The sequence below is a fragment of the Vibrio sp. Vb0304 genome, assembly GCF_033338995.1.
Lineage (GTDB): Bacteria > Pseudomonadota > Gammaproteobacteria > Enterobacterales > Vibrionaceae > Vibrio > Vibrio alginolyticus.
The window spans coordinates 157,480-180,016 of sequence record NZ_JAWOTT010000001.1; the positions used below are offsets into that span (position 1 = coordinate 157,480).

Genomic DNA, 22,537 nt, shown 5'->3' on the forward strand with positions numbered 1-22,537 from the left:
TAATTTTTTATCTCTGTTTTTATTTATATTAGAGATTTGTGTATGTTGAGAATCATTAGTGCAGATAAATTTATCTCTTCAAGGTTTATCTTAGAGTACAGTAAGGCTGAGTTCGCTTCTTTATTAGGTGTTTCCGTCGCTAAAATAAGTAATATTGAAAGTGGAAAATCTTCAATCCCCCCGGTGTATGATTACGCCATTAATTACTTGTTGAGTGAACATCCATTTAAAGATAGTGCTGTTGAGGCTTTATGTTCTCACGAAACGTTAAACTTTGCTCGTCGTATTGACGTCAATACCAAAGTAAAACGCTTGTCCTGTAAGCGTTGCGATAGCCGTAGACTGCACGTTATGGCTGGCATGAGTGGCTTGTATTTTGTCGAGTGCATGGATTGTAAACACACTATGTACTCGTCAGGCATGTCTGTAAAACGTTATCAGCAATGGTCGAATGATGGAGTCAAACTAGATAGTCATTTATTTAATTGAATTGTGTTTCCTTTGCACCTAAAGTAAAAAGCCATCAATACATGTGTTGATGGCTTTTTTATTATGTGTTTAAATTTAGTTAAAATTAAAATATTTATCATTCCTAATAATATAGTCCTAATAATTATATAGTGATGGAAATCTCAAAAAATTATTTTCTTGATATTTTATTTCTAACAACAATGGCTGTGGTCACACAATTTTTAATTATTTTTCCTTTTAAGCCTGGTTTCAATATCATTGGGCTATCAATTGGAAAGTGATGAAGATCGCGAAATTTTAATTCGAGAAAATAAGACTTTTAAATATGAAAATTTAATCACGAAATTTGTTTTTTGAATTTTAAATATCTTTTTCGTTTGTAATATCTGTACCTGTCAATTTTAAAGAACAAAAAAGAGATATTCCAAATGAAACGTTTAATTATAGGTGTTAGTAATTACATGCCAGAAGACTTCAGTTTATTAGCTGAATCTTTAGATGAACAATTTAATCGTCATTTACAACCTTTAGAGCAAGTTGAATTAACCGACGTTGGTGCGGCTATTATTACTTCAGCAGACATTAAAGCAGGTCTGCATAAAATGATTTCTGAAACGGGTTACGGTATTCCAGTTTTCTTAGTAACGGATGCAAACCCAGTTTCGGCTGAAGATTACGTTTGGCTAACTGGCGTTATCGATTTAGAAAGACAATCTATTGAGTACTACTGTCGTCAAATCAACGAAGCAGTAACCAAGTACGAATGTCGTCTGCTTCCTCCTTTCTTCAAGCAATTAACGCACTATGTTGAGATGGGTAACTCAGCGTTTGACTGTCCGGGACACCAAGGTGGTCAGTTCTTCAAAAAACACCCAGCGGGTAAACAATTCTACGATTTCTTCGGCGAAAACCTGTTCCGTAGTGACTTGTGTAATGCGGACGTGGATTTAGGTGACTTACTGATCCACGAAGGTTCTGCACATCAAGCGCAGGCGCACGCTGCAAAAGTATTTAACGCGGACAAAACTTACTTCGTACTTAACGGCACTTCTGCTTCAAACAAAGTAGTCTGTAACGCGCTGGTAACTGAAGGTGATTTGGTACTGTTCGACCGTAACAACCACAAATCGAACCACCACGGTGCGTTAATCCAAGCGGGTGGTATGCCAGTTTACTTAGAAACGGCGCGTAACCCTTGGGGCTTTATCGGTGGTATGGATGAACACTGTTTCGATGAAGAATACATTCGTGCTCAAATCGCGAAAGTGGACCCAGAACGTGCACGCGATGAACGTCCTTTCCGTCTTGCTATTATCCAACTTGGTACTTATGACGGTACTATCTACAACGCTCGCTACGTAATGGATAAGATAGGTCACCTTTGTGACTACATCCTGTTTGACTCTGCATGGGTTGGTTACGAGCAGTTCATCCCGATGATGAAAGACTGTTCACCACTGCTGCTGGATTTGAAACCAGAAGACGCAGGTGTGATCGTGACTCAGTCTGTTCACAAACAACAAGCTGGCTTCTCTCAAACATCGCAAATCCACAAAAAAGACCGCCATATCAAAGGTCAAGCTCGTTACTGTAACCACAAACGCTTTAACAACGCGTTTATGATGCACGCATCGACTTCACCATTCTACGCACTGTTCTCTGCGCTTGATGTGAACGCGAAGATCCACGACGGCGAAGCAGGTCTGCGTTTATGGCGCGATGCGGTTAAGACAGGTATCGAAGCGCGTAAAGAAATCCTTAAGAGTTGTGAATTGATTCGTCCGTTCATTCCAGATGAAGTCGAAGGCCAACCTTGGGGCGGCTACGACACTGACGTGATCGCAACGAACAAGAAATTCTTCATGTTTGAGCCAAACGCAAGCTGGCACAAATTCGAGGGGTACGGTGAAGGTCAATACTTCGTTGACCCATGTAAATTGCTACTAACCACAGCAGGTATTGCTGAAGATGGCAGCTACGCAGACTTTGGTATTCCTGCAACGCTTTTAGCGAACTTCCTTCGTGAAAATGGCATCATCCCTGAAAAGTGCGACTTGAACTCTATCTTGTTCCTACTCACTCCTGCGGAAGATATGGGTAAGATCCGTCACCTTGTGGCTCAAATTAACCGATTCGAAAAATTCATCCGTGATGATGCCCCTTTAAGTATCGTACTTCCAAGCGTCTACGAAGCGAATAAAGAACGCTACCGTGGCTACACCATCCGTCAGCTATGTCAGGAAATGCATGACATGTACAAAGAGCTGAACGTGAAACAGTTACAAAAAGCGATGTTCCGCAGCGAGTACTTCCCACAAATGGTTCACAAACCTGACGTAGCAACACGCAAATACTTCCGTGGTGAATGCAATTACCTACCACTTAAAGAGGCCGTGGGCCGCGTAGCCGCTGAAGGCGCACTTCCTTACCCTCCAGGCATTATCTGTGTGATCACTGGTGAAGTCTGGACTCAACAGGTGGTGGATTACTTCCTATCTCTAGAAGAAGGCATTAACCGCTTCCCAGGCTTCGCGCCAGAAATTCAAGGTGTGTACCTTGAAGATGTTAACGGTCGCACTACCGCACATTGTTATGTCCTAAAAGATTAATCTACCCGTTCGCACCACGCTCCGGCGTCGGTGCGAACCGCTTATTCGTGGAGAATAATTTATGAGTACTGAAACTAAAAAAATGTCGGTGGTGCAGTTAACCATTCTGACGTTCATCAATATGGCTGGCTCCGGTATTATCATGCTGCCAAGTAAACTGGCGCAAGTGGGTACCATTTCAGTGTTGTCTTGGCTGATCACGGCGGCGGGCTCTTTGGCGTTGGCTTATGTGTTTGCAAAATGTGGTCGCTTTAGTAAACGAGACGGCGGTATGAACGGTTACGCGTCTTACGCATTCGGTAAATCGGGTGCGTTTATGGCGGGCTGGACTTACGGTTTGTCGCTCCTTATTGCGAATATTGCGATCGCGATTACCTGTGTGGGTTACGGCTCCGCATTCTTTGAAGTGACCCTATCTCCGGTCGAAACCTGTTTGTACACCATCGCCATTCTTTGGATTTGTACTTTCGCTAACTTCGGTGGTGCGAAAATCACAGGTCAAATTGGTACATTCACCGTGTGGGGCGTAATCCTACCAGTGTGTTCATTGGGTATTGTTGGTTGGTTCTGGTTTAACCCAACCATGTACATTGAAGCTTGGAACCCACACAGCTTGCCATTTGGTGAGGCAGTGAGTGCTTCTATTGCGATGACATTATGGGCATTCCTTGGTCTTGAATCAGCTTGTGCGAACTCTGAAGCGGTAGAAAACCCAGAGAAGAACGTACCAATCGCAGTGCTAGGTGGTACGCTAATCGCGGCTGTGGTTTACATTGTATCGACAAACATCTGTTCTGGTATCGTTGCAAACTCTGAGCTTGCCGCTTCTACAGCGCCATTCTCAACCGTATGGACAGTGATGCTAGGTTCTGCCGCTGGTAAAGTGGTTGCGGGTATGGCGGTATTGGCTTGTGCGGGCTCTCTATTGGGTTGGCAATTCACTATCGCGTCAGTGTTCAAATCGTCTTCTGATGCGGGCTTCTTCCCTAAATTGTTCTCTCAAGTGGACAAACGTGGTACGCCAATCAAAGGTATGATCGCGATTACTATTATCCAATCTGTATTGTCTCTAATGACGATTTCTCCAACGCTGAACGAGCAGTTCGAAGCGCTGGTTAACCTAGCGGTAGTAACAAACGTTATTCCTTACATTCTATGTATGGGCGCAATCTTCATCATGCAGCAAGTGGCGCACGTGCCGGAGCGCGAGATGAAAACCACCAACGTTATCGCTCTGATTGGCTCTCTGTACAGTTTCTACGCGCTTTACGGCTCCGGCTACGAAGCGATGATGTGGGGCTCTATCGTAACCTTCCTTGGCTGGAGTGCTTACGGTCTGATTGCTGCGAAGCATGAGCCTTTAGCAAATTAAAAAATAATACTGAAAGAGCCTTCCCAAACGCGGTGTGGAAGGCTCTTTGTTTTTAGGCATTTACGCCAAATCCAAGTCAGCTCAAAGTATTTGAGGCTAGACATCCAATGACGTGAAAACTCATTTTCGACATTTGGAGGACGAAAGATGATAAGTCAACCTGTTAAAATCGGTGACGATACCGCCGTAGTCATTCCAAGCGCAATCCTGGCTCAGCTCGGGATAAGGGAAGGAGATACCCTAGAAATCGCACTGAATAAAGACAAAATGGAAATTAAGAAGATGGTGTTGAAAACCAGCACTCCAACTTACTCTGAAGATATTGAGGAGAATTGAGTTAGAGAATCTTGGTTTGTCGGATACACTACTGGTTTCGCAAAACTGGCGCTTGCCGCTGTCTTTGAACTATCGATAACAACAATAAGAGGTAAGGTACTATGCAAGGTATCCTCTCTATACAATCTCATGTTTCTTTTGGTCATGCTGGTAACAGCAGTGCCGTTTTCCCAATGCAACGCATGGGTTTTGAAGTATGGCCAATTCATACCGTTCAATTTTCTAACCACACGCAGTATCAAGAAGGCTGGACTGGGCGAGCGTTTGCGGCTGAAGACATCAGCGAGTTAGTTCGTGGTCTTGGAAACATCGGTGCATTGGAAAAATGCCAAGCGGTGTTGACCGGCTACCAAGGCAGCGCAGAGCAGTGCCTTGCTGTTGAAGATACCGTGACGAAAGTGAAGCAAGCGAATCCGAACGCACTTTATGTTTGCGACCCTGTGATGGGCGCGCCAGACAAAGGCTGCATTGTGGCTCCGGGTATTGCTGAAAATCTTTTGACTCGTTTGATGCCAATGGCGGACGTGATCGTTCCGAACCAATTCGAGCTAAGTCAATTTGCTGAGATGGAAATCCACTCACTAGACGATGCGATCACCGCATGCCAGCGTGCGCTAGCGAAAGGTCCAAAAGTTGTGCTAGTTAAGCACCTTTACTGCCTAGAAAATGGCAGCTTTAACATGCTACTGGCTACGCCAGAAGGCATTTACCTTGCGAAGCGTCCTCAATTTGAGTTTGCTAAACAACCTGTTGGCGTGGGCGATCTTATTTCAGCTATCTTTACCGCGGGACTCTTAAAAGGCTGGTCTCCCAAGCAAGCTTTCCAACATTGTCATGACGCATGCTACGGGGTGTTAAGTGCAACGTACCATGCAGGCGAATGGGAGCTGCAAACTATTGCTGCGCAGCAAGAGTTTGTTGAGCCAAGTAAGCATTTCTCAATTGAAGAGGTGGCTTTGGTCACCGCGTAATTGAGCGCAATTAAACAAAAAAGGGGAGCCATCATCGGCTCCCCTTTCTATTTGTTCTGTCAGTCTTACTGAGCTTTTTGCTGCTCTGATTTACAAACTGCTGCCGTAAAGACAACGTCTGTTGAGCTGTTTAGCGCAGTTTCTGCAGAGTCTTGAATCACACCGATAATGAAGCCAACCGCTACAACCTGCATTGCTACGTCGTTTGAGATACCAAACAGGCCACACGCAAGTGGGATAAGTAGTAGAGAGCCACCTGCAACACCTGATGCGCCGCATGCAGAAACCGCAGCTACAATACTGAGCAGTAGCGCAGTCAGTAGATCAACTTCGATACCCATAGTGTGCACAGCTGCAAGCGTTAGCGTTGTGATAGTGATTGCAGCACCAGCCATGTTGATGGTCGCACCTAGAGGGATAGATACTGAGTATGTATCCTCGTCCAGTTTTAGCTTCTCACATAGTGCCATGTTTACTGGAATATTCGCCGCACTTGAACGAGTGAAGAACGCAGTTACACCACTTTCACGTAGACAACGGAATACAAGTGGGTAAGGGTTTTGTTTGGTTTTAACGAACACGATCGCTGGGTTTACAACGAGTGCGATGATCATCATTGCGCCAAGAAGAACCGCCAGAAGGTGTGCGTAGCTTGCTAGTGCGCTAAAGCCCGTTGTCGCAAACGTTGAAGCAACCAAGCCAAAGATACCAAATGGTGCAAGACGAATGATAAAGCGCACAATGTGAGACACGCTGTGGCTTAGATCTTCAAATACGGCCTTCGTTGTTGCCGATGCGTGGTGTAGTGCAAGACCCAGACCCACACCCCAAGCAAGAATGCCGATGTAGTTTGCTTCTACTAGTGCATTTACTGGGTTGTCGACCAGTTTAAACAACAATGTGCGTAGAATTTCAGCAATACCTTGAGGAGGCGTTGCACCTTCAGCGCCGGTGACAAGCGTTAAATTGGTCGGGAAAAGGAAGCTTAGAACCACTGCTGATAGCGCCGCGAAGAATGTACCCATCAGGTACAGTACAACGATTGGGCGCATGTAAGTGTGTTGGTTTTTCTTTTGGTTTGCAATTGAAGCGGCAACCAAAATAAACACAAGAATTGGCGCGATCGCTTTAAGCGCACCGACAAAAAGGCTACCAATTAATCCCGCGCTTTCGGCATGGCTTGGAGAAATTGTCGCGAGCAAAATACCAAAGACGATACCGACAAGGATCTGGACGACGAGGTTACCACGAGCATATCGGGCAACGAGGCTGTTGTGTTGCATACATCATTCCTGCAATTTTATGCCAGAGTGGCAGGGCAATAGTCCATCATTACACGGCGATAATGCCCTTGTATTGCAAGGGGTGAGCATTGCTTCTGGTCACTAAGACACATGATTATCAATTATCCTGTTTTTATAAATTCAGCCATTTTCTTGCTGAATATCACATATCTTAGCTTGGTAATATTTTGTGTCTAGTTTTAGTTTGTTTTTGGATTAAATGTTTGCTCAATGTTATTTAAATAAGATTTTTATGTTGAAAATTATCATTAGTTATGAGTAATGGTTTTTAATAAAGTTGTTAAAAAGGAGACTTTCGTCTCCTTTGATTTTATTGACAACTCAAACGCAACAAATTAATAACTTTGTTGGCGCCTGCGCTTATCACTCATGGCATTGCGAGCAAGTTTACCGAATCGTCGACTTTGTGCTCGTTGCTCTGCCAAAGTCGCGCCGTTAAAGGCTTGTTCTCGCAATAGTTTTTGATAGTTATTGAAACGACGAACCTCCAGTTTGCCATTTGCAATCGCAGTTTGAACTGCGCAGCCTGGCTTAGTTTGGTGCTTACAATTGCCAAAGCGACAACGCTGAGCGAGCGCCTCAATGTCAGAAAATGCCTCACTGACCCCCGATTCACAATCTGCTAGTTGAAGCTCGCGCATTCCCGGAGTATCAATCAAGATGCCGCCATCAGGTAATAGATGGATAGAGCGCGATGTAGTTGTATGTCGCCCTTTGCTATCGTCTTCACGAATATGCCCAGTTGCCTGTTCTTGTTGCCCGAGTAATGCATTAACAAGAGTTGATTTGCCAACGCCTGAAGAACCGATAAAAGCGAGGGTTTGTCCTTCTTTGCACCAGGTCATGAGTTTAGAAGCACTCTCTATTTCTAAGCCGTTGACTGTCTCTATAGCTAATAGAGGGTCGAGCTTCTGTACTTGGCTTTTTAGTTCATCAGTATTGTCACACAAATCGGCTTTGGAAAGCACGATGACGGGTTCGACTTCGGCTTCATGAGCCAAGGCAAGATAGCGTTCAATACGACTTAAATTGAAGTCGTCGTTAAGGGAACAGACGATAAACACTGTATCCACATTGGCTGCGATAAGTTGCTCTACCACTTTGCTGCCAGCGGCTTTGCGGCTAAAGAGGCTCAAGCGATCCAGTAAGCGAACAAATTGCTGATCTTCATTTAAGATTACCCAGTCTCCGACGGTCATATTGGGTAAAGAATGGTGGGCATTAAGATGAACTTGCCCAGTTTCTGTTGCCAATAAATAACCACTTCGGTGATGCGCAATTACACGAGCAAAGATAGTGTTGTCGTAATCGTCTAATGTCAGTTGTTGCTGAAAAAATGGTTTCCAACCCAATTGTTTTAGAGGGTTTGAAGTTGAAACTAATGTGTCACAAAAAGTATGTGTTTGATTCATTATTGAATTATCCCAGACGCAACAAAGCGCCTTAATACAAATCGCATTAGGGTCTAATTCGGATAGAGTTGACCCCGGTGAAGACCGGGCAGAGAAGGGGAGTTGTGGCTATGCCACAGAGTTGGTGCTGTTAGGGTTACCCTTGCGATGCCCAGTTAGTGTTATTCAATACAATCATCTTGTGTCCTCTTCGTTGGTTAATAAATAAGTGAGTTAATTAAGCCAAAAGAGTATAGCCGCCCTTTTTTAAAGAGGGTAGCTATACTGCAAAAATATTAACTTTGTTTTGTGATGCGCTCTTCCATAATCTGCGAATACGTGTTGGCTTTTAAGCCGTATATGATTTGGACATGACGATCATCCAATATCACGACGCCATGCGCGCCATGATTCTTGAGTGCGTTCTTATCGATGACGGACGTCGCTCTGAGGGTAAGACGCAGCCGAGTCGCACATGCACCAGTTTCTAGCAGGTTCTCTATGCCCCCAATGGCGTCAATGATCGTATCGACGTCTTGTTCGACATTGGGGTTGGTATGAGTTAGGAAATTGAAAAATTGCTTCAGCACTGACTTAACCGTCATTTGAAGAGCCTTCGGTCGTTAGTTTTGAAATGGCTTCAACAATCGGTGCCGGCGAGAGCGTATGCGGTACTTTAGTGATTAACGTGCCATCCGGCTTCAAGAAGTAAAAGTAAGAGCTATGATCCAGCGTGTACTTTAGTTCCGAGCCTTCCAATTCTGTCTTACGGAAAATGACACCATAGTTGTGTGCCAAAGGTGTCGTTACATCAAGTGGTGCCGATAGGCCTTCAATCATTGGATGGAAGTAGTGGGCATATTTTGCTGATGCATCGGCCTCATCACGCTCTGGGTCTAAAGAAATGAACATCGGGCGTAGTTGTGCTTTTTGCGCGTCGTCAATTTGATTCAGTGCTCCTGCCAGCATTGCAAGAGAAGTTGGGCAAACGTCTGGGCAGCGAGTAAAGCCAAAATAGACGACTCGGATGCGAGGGTCATTCACATCGAAGATATTGACGGCTTGGTTATTTTCCCCAAACAATACCGTTTGTTGAGAGGTGGAACTGTCCACTTGCTCTGGCTTCGTTTTCTGATTATCTAAATAGCTCTTTACGCCAAATCCGAGTGCGAAAGCAGCTACGAGAAATAGGGACCAATTGCGGCTCATAACGATTCCTTATCTTTGCATTTTTATAGCAGGGTAAACGGTATTCTCTCCATCACTGAGTTCACCAACCCAAGTCATTGCATCCTCCGTGCAAACCGGGAGAATGATGTCACCTTGATATTGGCCAGGAGCGATTTGCTTCAGTAAAAACTTAGGCTCACCCATCTCCATTTCTCTTCCTGAAAGACTTAGGATGAGTTGCTTAGCATCGCTTGTATGCCACTCAACATTTAGAGTGGTAGGAACCAAGGGTTGAGCAGTTTCTGAGTTTAGCGTCATCGTAACATTTTCTTGGACGCAAGAGGTTGTAGAGAGAAAGCAGTATTCATCTATTGACTTGCTTTGAGTGGAAGAAGAAAAGCTTTTTATTAGAGTCGGGGCATAAAATCCCGCAACTAATGCGGCTGAAACAGCGGCGATTTGTAACAGTTTCATTAAGGTTCAGCATTTATCACTTAACATTACGAGCATCGTAGCACAGATGCGCCGCTCGCCAACTCGTGACCTCAGTAAATTGTGCGTTATACCTCGGTGACCAGCTTCCTAGTAACGCGACGGACTTTATTGCATCAAATACAGCAGAGTTTTCAATTGAGATGTTTTGCCCTTAGCCAATAGATAAAACGGAGCCAATTGACTCCGTTTTTATTTGGTTCAGTATGTGTTTGATACCAAAGTTATTTATCTGAATCTGCGAATTTCTCTAGACCCAAAACCAGAGCAATGGCTGCAAGCATCATCACGACAGCAAGTACTAACTGAGAAGGTTGTGATGTCACGTGTTCAAATTCAAATGGTGATAGGTTGTGCTGTAGCAATGGCACTTGTTCGCCCTTCGAATTGGTGCGCCAAGTGATGGTTTCTTTCCATGGCCAAATCTTTGGCAACGTACCAATCATTAATCCAGTCAAAAACATCAGGGTGAAATCACGGAACTTGCGTAGTAACCACGACAATAAGTGAGAGAAGGACAGTAAACCGATCACGCAGCCAGACAAAAATAGCGCTAATGTATCGACTTGAAAACCTTTCACTGCGGCTAATACAGGAGCATACATGCCAATCAGCAGCAAAATAAAACTGCCAGAGATACCCGGCAAGATCATCGCACAAATCGCGATAGCTCCAGCGAATAAGGTGTTAATGGCCGTTGGTTCCATGTGTAAAGGTTTGAGCACAGTAATACTATAAGCAAACCCGACACCAACGAGCAGAATGACAAAGCGGACAAGATCGCGTTGCTCAACCTGACGAATAATGTGATACACAGAGACCAAAATCAGACCAAAGAAAAATGACCAAAGTGGGATCGGGTGTGTGTCAAGAAGCCAAGTAATCAACTTTGCTAGCGTTGCAATACTGGTGAAAATGCCGGCAAACAGAGCGATAAGGAAGAATCCGTTGATGTGATTAAACGCGGCTTTAACCCCTTCTTTTCGCCAGATAGAGAAAAGTGAGGGGTTAATGCGTCGAATGCTTTCAAGCAGCGTATCGTAAATACCAGTGATAAACGCGATGGTGCCGCCAGATACACCAGGTACAACATCTGCTGCACCCATGGCGATTCCCTTGAAGAAAGTAATTAAGTAGTTCATTGCTCTAATGCTAAGTCGTTTCGATGGCAGAGAGTATACAAACATTGCGATGAAAAAAGTATGAAATAGTGCTGTAACTACTTGGTTTTATATCCAATCTATTGCCTATCTTTATTACCCGCCAAAAGACAATGCCGCCGTAACGAGCTTTTAATGCTTGGTTTACATTTTTGAGATGATTAACTCTACTATCAATTATCAATCTTGGTTGCATTATGCAATTGCAATTTGCATTATCAAATTGCATTTTGATAATTTGCGCGTGAATAAATCCAGCTTATATGAGATCTTGTGCCCAAAAATAAGTCTTTGCATTTTGGCATGATTAATGCATAATACTGCTCGACCCTTCTTAAGCCGAGGGTCACCTAGCCAACTGACGTTGTTAGTGAATACAATTTGTTCACACTAAATATAAGCCAATCGCGATTATTGCGGTTGGCTATTTTTTTATATGAACAACGTTACTTACGTGCTTTGCAAATTGCACTTCTCTTCCTGTCAGTCATAAAAAAGGGCTGACGTGTTACGCCAACCCTTGTGTTTTACTTTACGTTTTAACCCGTTTATCTAGCAGTTCAGTATCCCATTAACTGTAGCAAATTTTCAGCTGTCACAATGGCTTCTTTACGATTAGCAATATTAAGCTTTTGGTACAGGTTGCGAATGTGGGTTTTAATTGTCGTACCTGCCACATCCAGCTCTTGTGCGATTTGCTCGTTACTAAAGCCTGAATAAATCAGTCCCAGAACCTGCCATTCGCGTTGTGTTAATGGGCTGGTACGTACTAGCTCTGGCACATTAGGGTGATTCACCAACTTTTCAATAAAGTCTTCATCAAAGTGAATCGACCGGCTACGTTGATTCGATGAAATGTCCTTCATTAACTGTTGAGCACGGTGACGCTCAAGATCGCCCAGTTCATGGCGGAGGCTCAACTTCTCCAGCAGACCGCCAATGGTTGCACCATCAATCAGGAAGTTTCCGACCATGCCAGTTTGGTTCGTCATTACTAATGCTTCTTTTAACAGAGCCTTGGCTTGCTCCTCATCTTTTTGGCGAGCAGAAAGGACCGCTTCAACCACTAAGTTGCGATTAGTATCTGTGATTAGGTTAGTGCGACGAGCTTCACCTTGGAGGAAATCTAACGCAGCACGAGCGTCGGTATATTGGCCTAAGTTAATGTGGGCGCGGGCAATGTTACGCCATTGCAATTGAGAAAAGTGGTTGCATGCCGATTCAGGACGAACCGCAGTGTTGAGCCATTCTTGCATTGCATCGGTATTCCCGCGCGCTTGCCAAAATAGAATCAACGATAGTGAAGCGTTTGCAGTCCAATCTACATGGTAAGTCGACTGTTTCATCAAGTGTTGGATGTGCTCAATGAATTTACCGGCTTTGTCTAATTCACCGCGTCCAATCGCAATACGCGCCAACATCGAATAGCTATGTAAGTGCTTGCTTGGTGAATGGTTTTCGAGAATTTGCAGACCTTTGTACGCGCATTCTTCCGCTTCATCAAGTCGGTTCCAGCACCAAAGTACTTGCGCGCGAATACGCAGCAAAAATTCATGAAGAGGAACATGCTGAAGCTGCTGATCTTCAATCAGACGGAATGCGGAATCTTGTAGTTCAAAGGCAGCTTGCACGTAACCTTGTGCAATTAAAATCTCGCTTTGCTGCAATATTGCCCATAACGCTTGGTGATATACCTGATACTGACGAGCTAGCTTTTCAGTTTGTTGCATCATCGGCAAAGCACGGTCTAGTTTACCTAGCACGTGGTTAACTTCACCAACAACCGAAGTCGCCACAATTCGGCTACGGTAAATAGTGTTATCAAGTTGGCTAAGCGCTAGCTCCGCTAATTCGAGAGCTTTTTCTGGTTGGTTACTGTTGATAGCCACTTGAGCAAGCAACGCGTTTGCTTGACCTTGATAATGAATATCTAACGCAATGTTACGCTTTTTGTGTTCCTCTTCCGCTTCTTCAAGCAGGTGGCCCACTTGGTTATAACGATGCTGACTTTGAGCCAACCATGCTCGGAGCATCGTAAGTTTTGGGTGGCTGAACAACAGATCATCGTCCAACTTGTTAATTGAGCTTTCCAGTGTGCTGAGTTCGCCTTGGTTAAACATCTTCCAGCCGTATTCGTTTAGGATCTCTACCACTAAGTCCTTATCATTCGATTTTTGTGCATGATGAATCGCTTGGTGTGGTGCTTTTTGTTGTAACCAAGCGATAGCAGCATTGCGGTGGAGATCTTTTTCTTGCTGAGGAATACGAGCTTGGCGCTCATGAGACAAAAACTCGCCAAATAAGTTATGGAACCGGAACCAGTTCTGTTCCCCTTCGAGCGGATAAATGAATAAGCCGTAACGGTTAAGCGATTCAATCATTCCCAGTGCATCTTCGCGTTGGGTAAGGGCAAACACTAGCTCATCATTGAAGTGGTCAAGCACGGATACTTGCATTAAAAAGTGACGAGTTTCGTGATCGAGTAAGTCAAACACTTCTTCGACCAAGTAATCCCACAAGTGCGCGTGATTGAACTGCGATACCGACTCTACAGTTTGTGCCAATGTGCGGTTTTGATGTTGGGCTTGTAATGCGATCAACTGCATCGCCGATGGCCAACCTTCAACATAGGTTCTGAGGCTGTTTGCCATGTCTTCGTCGATGCCATCGGCAATACGCTGATTAAAGAAGCGAGTCGTTTCTTCGGTATCGAACGCCAACATCTCGTTGCCGATTTCGATCATTAAATCACGAACACGTAAGTTTGCAGTGCCCAGAGGCGGCGCTGCACGACTGGTTACCACAACGGTGAGGTTGTCTGGCATGTGCTTTAAGAAGAAACGCATGGATTCATGGATTTCATCATTCGTGATTAAATGGTAGTCATCAAGTACCACGTAGCACTCTTGATGAAAGTCAGCCATTTCAGCGAATACTTCGCTAAATAGGGAGCGTAAAGACGAGATCTGACGTTTTTCCGCCAGTTTTTGTGCGTTAGCGCAACTGAAGTTGGTGGCTTTGTTTAATGCTTGAAGCAGATAGTTTACAAAGCGAAAGCCGTCGTTATCGCTGTCATCAATGCTGTACCAACCGACGTTTGGCTTATCGGATAGCCACTGCGCTGCCATTGTTGTTTTTCCGTAACCTGCTGGGGATCGGAATAAAACCAATTTGTAGTAAGGCGCTTGCTGTAGTAAGTCCAACACTCGTGGGCGCACGATGGCATTGTGCAGGCGTCCTGGTCGAGTAAGCTTAGATGGAATCCACATTAGTAGTTATGTCCTTATTTATGTATACCCAAATGACAGCAACGTGATCATTCTAGTAAAGCCCCCTTGAAAGCCGTCTTACTGAATGATGCCATCAGCATCAAAAACACTGTTTGAATACCGGATAATGTCGCTACTATTGGGGCTTGCGTCCGTCTGAAAAACCATTCCATACGGTCACTTAAATATAAAAGCTAGCGAAAACTAGAAATAACTCACATCGCCTAATTCTAGTTTGTATAAAAAGCGTACAATCCTGTGAGCTGAGAGGGATGTTACGACATCAGAAATGTTCGTTACTTTGATCCACTTCCTAATTCTCAAGGGTTGATGGATTTACCATCAACTACGCCCTTTATTTGTGATTGTCGTCACTTAAATATCGTTTGTTTCGTTAGCGTTAAGATCGCGTTGCACATAGATTACGAAAAGTTCTTCTACGCTGACCGAGTTAATGTGACCGATATTACAATTTTCACATCATCAGATGAGTGGACTATAAAAAGCGTCATGAACGGGTTTTAACCTTTCTCACATTCCATTGTGATCAAAATCACTAAGAACTGGTGCAAAGTTCACTTTGTTGAGATTTGGATCACTAACCTAGCAATGGTACCCCCTCTACGCCCTCAGCCCTCCTCCTTCAAAGGATGAGAATTAGGAGGATGTTTATTCACAGAGGTAAATGCACGATGTATGGCAGATGAATTACCAAAAGACGTGAGAATTTCGTAATGAAACCTACTCAACAAAAACAATTTGACAAGAAGTCGTTCCAAGAAAGCGTAAAGAAACACCTATCTGTAACTTACGCTCATACGATTGAAAACGCAGACAGCCGCGCATGGTACCTAGCAATGGGGCATGCTCTGGCTGAATTTACTACTCTAGATTTGCTTGCGACAGAAGAAGATCCACGCATTAAAAGTGCGAAGAGCGTTAACTACCTTTCGCTAGAATTCCTTATCGGTCGTTTGACGGGTAACAACCTAATCAGCATGGGTCTGTATGAACAAGTAACAGAAGCAATGGCTGAACTGGGTTACAACCTAACTGATCTGCTAGAAGAAGAGCGCGACCCATCATTGGGTAACGGTGGCCTTGGTCGTCTGGCTGCGTGTTTCATGGATTCATGTGCGGCACAAGAATTCCCAACTGTCGGCTATGGTTTACATTACGAATACGGTCTATTTAAACAGTCATTCAAAGATGGTCGCCAGCAAGAAGCACCTGACGCATGGCGCGGTGTAGAAGGCTACCCTTGGGAAATTGCGCGTCCAGAACTTGCGCAAGAGATCGGTTTCTACGGTCACGTTGAAGTGATTAACGAGAACGGTAAAGAAGTCCGCAAATGGGTACCAGGCATGACAGTAAGAGCAATGCCTTGGGATCTTCCAATTGTGGGTTATGAATCAGACACGGTTTACCCGCTACGTCTTTGGGAATGTCAGGCGATTGCACCATTCTCACTAGCAAGCTTTAACAATGGTGATTACTTCGAAGCTCAGCACGCACTGATCGACGCAGGTAACATCACTAAAGTGCTTTACCCGAACGACAACCACGAGAAAGGTAAAACACTGCGTCTAATGCAGCAGTACTTCCACTCAGCAGCGTCTGTACGTGACATCCTACGTCGCCACGAAGCTGCGGGCTACTCGCTAGCGGATCTACCTAAGCAAGAGACTATCCAGCTTAACGATACGCACCCAACGATTGCGATTCCTGAACTAATGCGCATCCTGATGGATGAAAAAGGTTTAGCTTGGGAAGCGGCTTGGGAAATCAGCTCTAAGACATTTGCGTACACCAACCACACGCTACTTCCAGAAGCACTAGAGACATGGCCAGAGTCGCTAATCCAGCACCTGCTACCACGTCACATGGAGATCATTTACGAGATCAACCACCGCTTCCTACAAGACGTACGTGCAATGTGGCCGGGTGATGTCGCGAAGCAACAGAAGCTTTCTATCATCGAAGAAGGTTTCCACCGCATGGTTCGCATGGCAAACCTATGTGTAATCGGCTCTTACGCAGTAAACGGTGTAGCAGCACTTCACTCTGAATTGGTTAAGAAAGACCTATTCCCAGAGTTCCACGAAATGTACCCGACACGTCTACACAACGTAACGAACGGTATTACGCCACGTCGCTGGTTGAAGTTCTGTAACCCAGGTCTGTCTCAGCTTATCACTGAGAAAGTCGGTCCAGAATGGCCAGCGAAACTAGAGCAACTTGAAGGTATTGCGAAGTACGCTACTGACGCGACATTCCAAAAAGAATTCATGGCAGTGAAGAAAGAGAACAAAGAACGCCTAGCAACTTGGGTGAAAGAGAACATGGGTATCGAGCTCGATACTAATGCAATCTTCGATGTTCAAATCAAGCGTCTGCACGAGTACAAACGTCAGCATCTAGACTTGCTACACGTACTGTCTCTGTACCACCGTATTCTTAATGAACCAGGTTTTGAGTGTACGCCACGCGTTGTGTTCTTCGCAGCAAAAGCAGCACCGGGTTACCACCTAGCGAAAGAAATCATCTTCGCAATCAACAAGATTGCAGACAAGGTGAACAACGATCCTCGCATCGGTAACAAGCTGAAAGTGGTATTCATCCCTGACTACCGCGTGAGCATGGCTGAAATCATTATCCCTGCGGCTGACGTTTCTCAACAAATCTCGCTAGCGGGTAAAGAAGCATCAGGTACAGGTAACATGAAGATGGCGCTAAACGGTGCGCTAACTATCGGTACAATGGATGGTGCAAACGTTGAGATTCGTGAGGAAGTAGGCGATGAGAACATCTACATCTTCGGTCTAGATGTTGAAGGTGTGAAAGCGCTGAAAGCTCAAGGTTACAACCCATTTGATTACTACAATGCGGATCACTTACTCAAAGCGTCAATGGACTTGCTATTGGGTGAAGAGTTCACACCAGGCCAACCGGGCTTACTGCGTGCCACATACGACAGCCTGCTAGACGGTGGTGACCCATACTTATGTCTCGCGGATTTCGCCTCTTACGTGAAAGCACACGAAGACATGAGCGAACAATATAAAGATCAAGCTGGCTGGGCGAAGAAGGCCATTCTTAATACCGCCCTTGTTGGCAAGTTCACGTCAGACCGCTCAATCCGCGACTACGTGAACAATATCTGGAAGCTTGAAGCGGTGAAACGCTAATAGAACCTAGTTAAGACCAAGGTAGCCAAGCGCTACCTTTGGTCATTTTCCAAAAGAAGTTATTGATAACAATAAAACCCTACATGGAAGGTGTTGGTATTACCTTCGGAGAAAGCGATGAAAGAACAAACAGCATTAAAGAAAGTCGCGGAAATGGCGAGATTGGCTGATAGCTATGTCAGTGCTTGGGGAGATGAGGCTAAAGTGTCTGAGGAGACGCTACGCCGCTTGCTCGCTTCGCTTGGCTACGATACTAGCAGTGATGAAAAACTACTGGCTTCTGCTGAAAAGAAACATAAAAAAGACGTACTAGCCCCTGTTCTTGTTTTACGCGACGGCGAACCAGTCGAAGTGGAACTAAACCTAGGTACGAGTGCTCGTGAGAGTGAATTCAGCTGGCGTTTAGAAACAGAACAAGGAGAGGTACTTGAAGGCTATCTTCAGTCCCAAATTGTTCGTGATGAGCGTGCTGAGGGTGGCCCTCTAGTGTTTGCATTGCCAAAGAACTTGGCTTGGGGTTATCACAAACTGATCATCAGTCGTAAGCGTCGTAAAACACCTTACGAGATGTCATTGATCATTACGCCGAAAGCGTGTTTCAAACAAGACGATCTAAACCAACACAAAAAGCTATGGGGTCCTAGTATCCAGCTTTACACACTGCGTACTCAGCATAACTGGGGCATCGGTGATTTTGGTGACCTAAAACAACTGGTGAGTGATATTGCCTCTCGTGGCGGTGACTTCATTGGCTTGAACCCGATTCACTCGCTGTTCCCTGCGAATCCAGAAGGGGCAAGCCCATACAGCCCGTCTTCTCGTCGCTGGCTGAACATCATGTACATCGACGTAAGCTCTGTACCTGAGTTCGCGCTTAGTGCAGAAGCACAACAGCGAGTGGGTAGCGCAGAGTTCCAACAACGTCTACAAAAAGCGCGAGACTCTCATTGGGTGAATTACACCGAAGTTTCGCAACTAAAAATGAGCGTTCTTCCGCTGCTATTCAGTGAGTTTAAAGCTCGCCATTTAGACAAGAACACCGATCGCGCTCGTGCCTTCTTGGACTTTGTTGAAAAAGGCGGCGACAGCTTGCTACATCAAGCTGCATTCGATGCACTTCATGCTGATTTACATGCAGAAGATGCAAACATGTGGGGCTGGCCAGTATTCCCTGAGAAATACCGCACATTCGACGCAGCTGGTACTCAGAAGTACATTAAGGACAACCAAGATCGTGTTCACTTGTACATGTACCTGCAATGGATCGCAGACGATCAAATCAAAGAAGCGCAAGCGCTAGCCGAAGAAAAAGGCATGGCTGTGGGTTTGTACCGTGACCTTGCGGTTGGTGTTGCAGATTCAGGCAGCGAAACATGGGCTGACGAAGGCGCGCTAGTATTGGATGCAAGCATCGGTGCGCCACCAGATGTACTTGGTCCACTAGGCCAAAACTGGGGTCTGCCTCCGCTTAACCCTCAGGTTTTAGAAGCGACTGGCTACGACGCTTACATCAAATTGCTACGTGCTAACATGAAGCATTGTGGTGCATTGCGTATCGACCACGTACTTGGCCTGCTTCGCCTTTGGTGGATTCCAAAAGGCGAGAAAGCGACAGAAGGCGCATACCTGTACTACCCAGTTGAAGACATGCTAGCAATCCTAGCGTTGGAATCTCACCGTCATCAGTGTTCTGTAATCGGTGAAGACTTGGGTACTGTACCTGATGAAATCGTTGATATCCTTCGTGATGCGGGTGTGCATTCGTACAAAGTCTTCTTCTTCGAAACATCAAAAGACGACGGCGGTTTTATTTCTCCGAAGCACTACGCTGAGCAGTCTATGGCTGCGCTGTGTACGCACGATATGCCAACACTACGCGGTTTCTGGCACTGTGATGACTTGAAGATGGGGCGTGAGATTGGTCTGTACCCTGATGAGCAGCAGTTGGAAGGCCTATTCGCTGACCGCTTGAAGTGCAAACAAGGCATTCTAGACAGTGTTCGCTGGCATGGCTATCTGCCAGAAGGCATTGGTCATGATGCTCAGTACGTGCCAATGGATTCATACCTAAGCGAAGCGCTGCAACTGCACGTAGCCGCGGGTGACTCTGCACTGCTTAGCGTTCAGCTTGAAGACTGGCTAGAAATGGATCAACCTGTCAATATTCCTGGTACGGTGGATGAGTATCCAAACTGGCGTCGTAAATTGTCGATGAACCTAGATGAAATCTTCAGCCGTGAAGATGTGAATCGTATTTCTAAACGCCTTACTGAAGTTCGCGCACAGGCGAGTAAGTAAGATGCCTAGAGTGGCGTAGATGGACGAGCTGATTACCAATTTTGTTAGCTCAGAGGTACGAAAGTTCCGTCTAGGTCACTCATTCCTAAAACACAATCCGTTAGGATGAAGTACCGTTATTATGCCCGCGACAATAGCGGGCATTTTTGTATTTTGACGCCGTTTACGCAACGAACGTGAGAAGCGGAGTCTTTTTGTGAGTTCACAACGTTGGCTGTGGAGAAACCGATGTTTGATTCAGATCTCTGGTCTTGAAAAGGATGTTGGCTCTAGGGAGAAAGATTTGAAAACCACCAAAACCAAGAAAATAAAGAAACAACACGAACGCGCATACGAACTGCTTGCTGAGGCGGCTTACTCAGATCCATTTGCGGCGCTGGGTCCATTCATTGACGACGAAGCTTCGCTGAGAGTTTGGATGCCGGGCGCAAACAAGGTTGAACTGCTTGTTAATGGTGAACCTCGCGTGGCGCTTGAGCGTGATGGCGACAGCGGTTTCATCTTAAAAGAACAACGCGATTTACACCTGACCCACTACCGTTTAGCGGTCGATTGGAATGGTGTTGAACAAATTATTGATGACCCGTACCAGTACCACAATATCTACCAAGAGTACGAGCATCTGCATACGCCAAAAGACATGTATCACTACATGGGCGCGCACTTTGTCACGCTAGAGCGTGGCGGTGAAAACATCTCTGGTGTGCGTTTCCTTGTTTATGCACCACATGCATCTGCTGTTAGCCTTGTGGGTTGCTTCAACCAATGGGATGGCCGTCGTCATCCAATGCAACGCTTAGACTACGGTATCTGGGGCCTATTCATTCCTGGTTTGGAAGAGGGGGTACAATACAAATTTGAGCTCAAAGGGCCAAATGGGGAAGGGTTGCCACACAAACAAGACCCTTGGGGTTTCTACTCTGAGCAATACCCATCGTTCGCATCCATTACCTACGATCACAAGCGTTACCAATGGCAAGATGCGAAATGGCAAAACCGTGCAGTGACACAAAAGCGTGATGAAGCGTTATCGTTTTACGAGCTACATGCTGGATCATGGAAGCGCGACGAGAACGGTGATTTCCTGAACTACCGCGAACTCGCGGAGCAGTTGGTGCCATACCTTGTGGATATGGGCTACACCCACGTTGAGCTGATGCCTGTGTCTGAGCATCCATTCTATGGTTCATGGGGCTATCAACCTGTTGGCTTGTTTGCACCAACTAGCCGTTTTGGCTCACCTGATGATTTCAAATTCTTCGTGGATGCGTGTCACCAAGCTGGTATCGGTGTAGTGCTGGATTGGGTTCCTGCGCACTTCCCATCGGATGATCATGGTTTAGCGAACTTTGATGGTACGCCTCTGTTCCATGATCCAGATCCTCGTCGCGGTTGGCACCAAGATTGGAACTCCTACATTTACGATTTAGGCCGTGAACATGTACGTCGCTTCCTTGTCTCGAATGCGCTGTACTGGTTTGAACAATTCCATATCGATGGCATTCGCGTGGACGCTGTCGCGTCGATGCTCTATCTCGATTATTCACGTAGTCACGATCAGTGGGTACCAAACGTCGACGGTGGCAACGAAAACTACGACGCAATCGCAACCTTAAAATGGATGAACGAAGAAGTGTACAAGCACTTCCCGAATGCGATGACGATTGCGGAAGAGTCAACGGCGTTTCCGGGCGTGTCTGCGCCAACCTTTATGGGTGGTTTAGGTTTTGGCTTCAAGTGGAATATGGGGTGGATGCACGACAGTCTTTCATACATCAAAGAAGATCCTGTTCACCGCAAATACCATCACAATACCATCACATTCCCGCTGGTTTATGCGCACAGCGAGAACTACGTCTTGTCTCTCTCTCACGATGAGGTGGTGTACGGCAAAGGCTCTATCCATAACAAGATGCCGGGTGATGAATGGCAGCAAACCGCAAACCTACGAGCATACTACGGTTATATGTATGGTCAACCGGGCAAAAAGCTGAACTTTATGGGCGCGGAAATTGGCCAAACGGCGGAGTGGAACCACGATGAACAGTTGCAATGGTTCTTACTGGAATATCAGCGTCATCAAGGTGTCCAAAAGCTGATGCGAGATTTGAACCACTTATACCGAAATGAAGCGGCGATGCACGATCAAGATTGTGTTCCTGCTGGTTTTGAGTGGCGTCTACAAGACGAAGCGGATGCGAGCATCCTAGCGCACGAGCGTATTAGTAAAGAAGGTGAGCGTATTCTGATCATCACCAACTTTACGCCCGTACCACACGAGCGTTTCCGTTTAGGTGTTCCAAATGCAGGTCAATACGAACTGCTACTGAATACAGACGACAGCAAATACGGCGGCAGCGATTTTAAAGTGCTGACCATTGTGAAAACGGAAAAAGTTGAAAGTGAATCACTGCCTCAATCACTTGAGCTTCGTTTACCTCCACTTTCAACCGTGTTCTACAAGCTGCACAAATAATTTAGTCTAATCAAATTCTAAGCCCGTTTT

At 45.5% G+C, this 22,537-nt stretch carries 15 protein-coding genes; 8 read left to right on the forward strand and 7 right to left on the reverse strand.

Features of this window, described 5'->3' with window-relative positions:
- The first annotated feature begins 42 nt into the window (after window positions 1-42).
- The 5 genes from R7P35_RS00635 (at window position 43) to pdxY (ending at window position 5,759) form a co-directional block, all read left to right on the forward strand.
- Window positions 43-489 (forward strand): helix-turn-helix transcriptional regulator, encoded by a 447-nt coding sequence (locus tag R7P35_RS00635; protein WP_025768646.1) that lies wholly within the window; start codon window positions 43-45, stop codon window positions 487-489.
- A gap of 410 nt (window positions 490-899) precedes the next feature.
- Window positions 900-3,080: an ornithine decarboxylase SpeF gene (gene speF / locus R7P35_RS00640; RefSeq protein ID WP_044129606.1), complete on the forward strand. Its 2,181-nt coding sequence runs from the start codon at window positions 900-902 to the stop codon at window positions 3,078-3,080.
- A gap of 61 nt (window positions 3,081-3,141) precedes the next feature.
- Window positions 3,142-4,452 (forward strand): putrescine-ornithine antiporter, encoded by a 1,311-nt coding sequence (gene potE / locus R7P35_RS00645; protein WP_005374814.1) that lies wholly within the window; start codon window positions 3,142-3,144, stop codon window positions 4,450-4,452.
- 147 nt (window positions 4,453-4,599) lie between these two features.
- Window positions 4,600-4,788, forward strand: a complete 189-nt coding sequence (locus R7P35_RS00650; protein ID WP_005458312.1) for an AbrB/MazE/SpoVT family DNA-binding domain-containing protein — start codon at window positions 4,600-4,602, stop codon at window positions 4,786-4,788.
- 101 nt (window positions 4,789-4,889) lie between these two features.
- Entirely contained in the window at window positions 4,890-5,759 is an 870-nt protein-coding gene (gene pdxY / locus R7P35_RS00655; protein WP_025768644.1) for a pyridoxal kinase PdxY, read from the forward strand.
- Window positions 5,760-5,824: 65 nt separating this feature from the next.
- On the opposite strand, the gene sstT is transcribed toward pdxY, so the two are convergent.
- From sstT to malT, 7 genes are all read right to left on the reverse strand, one after another.
- Entirely contained in the window at window positions 5,825-7,042 is a 1,218-nt protein-coding gene (sstT, locus tag R7P35_RS00660) for a serine/threonine transporter SstT (RefSeq protein WP_005374821.1), read from the reverse strand.
- 356 nt (window positions 7,043-7,398) lie between these two features.
- Complete coding sequence (gene rsgA, locus R7P35_RS00665; protein WP_318091561.1) at window positions 7,399-8,475, reverse strand: ribosome small subunit-dependent GTPase A; 1,077 nt, start codon at window positions 8,473-8,475, stop codon at window positions 7,399-7,401.
- A 275-nt stretch (window positions 8,476-8,750) separates the two neighbouring features.
- Complete coding sequence (locus tag R7P35_RS00670; RefSeq protein ID WP_005384641.1) at window positions 8,751-9,059, reverse strand: PTS transporter subunit EIIB; 309 nt, start codon at window positions 9,057-9,059, stop codon at window positions 8,751-8,753.
- Window positions 9,049-9,663 carry an SCO family protein gene (locus tag R7P35_RS00675; protein ID WP_042522188.1) on the reverse strand — a complete coding sequence of 205 codons (615 nt, stop codon included), beginning with the start codon at window positions 9,661-9,663 and terminating at the stop codon, window positions 9,049-9,051. Before R7P35_RS00675 ends, R7P35_RS00670 begins: the two co-directional genes overlap by 11 nt.
- A 9-nt stretch (window positions 9,664-9,672) precedes the next feature.
- Window positions 9,673-10,098, reverse strand: coding sequence for a hypothetical protein (locus R7P35_RS00680; RefSeq protein ID WP_025768641.1), 426 nt, complete (start codon window positions 10,096-10,098; stop codon window positions 9,673-9,675).
- A 242-nt stretch (window positions 10,099-10,340) separates the two neighbouring features.
- Window positions 10,341-11,258, reverse strand: a complete 918-nt coding sequence (locus tag R7P35_RS00685) for a DUF368 domain-containing protein (RefSeq protein ID WP_031778872.1) — start codon at window positions 11,256-11,258, stop codon at window positions 10,341-10,343.
- A gap of 578 nt (window positions 11,259-11,836) precedes the next feature.
- A complete protein-coding gene (malT, locus tag R7P35_RS00690) occupies window positions 11,837-14,545 on the reverse strand; it encodes an HTH-type transcriptional regulator MalT (RefSeq protein WP_158173265.1) in 2,709 nt (902 codons plus the stop codon).
- 734 nt (window positions 14,546-15,279) lie between these two features.
- On the opposite strand from malT, the gene R7P35_RS00695 reads away from it, so the two are divergent.
- From R7P35_RS00695 to glgB, 3 genes are all read left to right on the forward strand, one after another.
- Entirely contained in the window at window positions 15,280-17,733 is a 2,454-nt protein-coding gene (locus R7P35_RS00695; protein ID WP_005374836.1) for a glycogen/starch/alpha-glucan phosphorylase, read from the forward strand.
- A gap of 117 nt (window positions 17,734-17,850) precedes the next feature.
- On the forward strand, window positions 17,851-20,031 hold the full coding sequence (malQ, locus tag R7P35_RS00700) for a 4-alpha-glucanotransferase (protein WP_005374838.1): 2,181 nt from the start codon (window positions 17,851-17,853) through the stop codon (window positions 20,029-20,031).
- A gap of 283 nt (window positions 20,032-20,314) precedes the next feature.
- Complete coding sequence (gene glgB / locus R7P35_RS00705) at window positions 20,315-22,507, forward strand: 1,4-alpha-glucan branching protein GlgB (RefSeq protein WP_374045180.1); 2,193 nt, start codon at window positions 20,315-20,317, stop codon at window positions 22,505-22,507.
- Window positions 22,508-22,537: the final 30 nt, after the last annotated feature.

Coding starts and splice junctions, on each gene's coding strand:
- R7P35_RS00635 (WP_025768646.1), top strand. CDS start 43: ATGTTGAGAATCATTAGTGCAGATAAATTTATCTCTTCAAGGTTTATC.
- speF (WP_044129606.1), top strand. CDS start 900: ATGAAACGTTTAATTATAGGTGTTAGTAATTACATGCCAGAAGACTTC.
- potE (WP_005374814.1), top strand. CDS start 3,142: ATGAGTACTGAAACTAAAAAAATGTCGGTGGTGCAGTTAACCATTCTG.
- R7P35_RS00650 (WP_005458312.1), top strand. CDS start 4,600: ATGATAAGTCAACCTGTTAAAATCGGTGACGATACCGCCGTAGTCATT.
- pdxY (WP_025768644.1), top strand. CDS start 4,890: ATGCAAGGTATCCTCTCTATACAATCTCATGTTTCTTTTGGTCATGCT.
- sstT (WP_005374821.1), bottom strand. CDS start 7,042: ATGCAACACAACAGCCTCGTTGCCCGATATGCTCGTGGTAACCTCGTC.
- rsgA (WP_318091561.1), bottom strand. CDS start 8,475: ATGAATCAAACACATACTTTTTGTGACACATTAGTTTCAACTTCAAAC.
- R7P35_RS00670 (WP_005384641.1), bottom strand. CDS start 9,059: ATGACGGTTAAGTCAGTGCTGAAGCAATTTTTCAATTTCCTAACTCAT.
- R7P35_RS00675 (WP_042522188.1), bottom strand. CDS start 9,663: ATGAGCCGCAATTGGTCCCTATTTCTCGTAGCTGCTTTCGCACTCGGA.
- R7P35_RS00680 (WP_025768641.1), bottom strand. CDS start 10,098: ATGAAACTGTTACAAATCGCCGCTGTTTCAGCCGCATTAGTTGCGGGA.
- R7P35_RS00685 (WP_031778872.1), bottom strand. CDS start 11,258: ATGAACTACTTAATTACTTTCTTCAAGGGAATCGCCATGGGTGCAGCA.
- malT (WP_158173265.1), bottom strand. CDS start 14,545: ATGTGGATTCCATCTAAGCTTACTCGACCAGGACGCCTGCACAATGCC.
- R7P35_RS00695 (WP_005374836.1), top strand. CDS start 15,280: ATGAAACCTACTCAACAAAAACAATTTGACAAGAAGTCGTTCCAAGAA.
- malQ (WP_005374838.1), top strand. CDS start 17,851: ATGAAAGAACAAACAGCATTAAAGAAAGTCGCGGAAATGGCGAGATTG.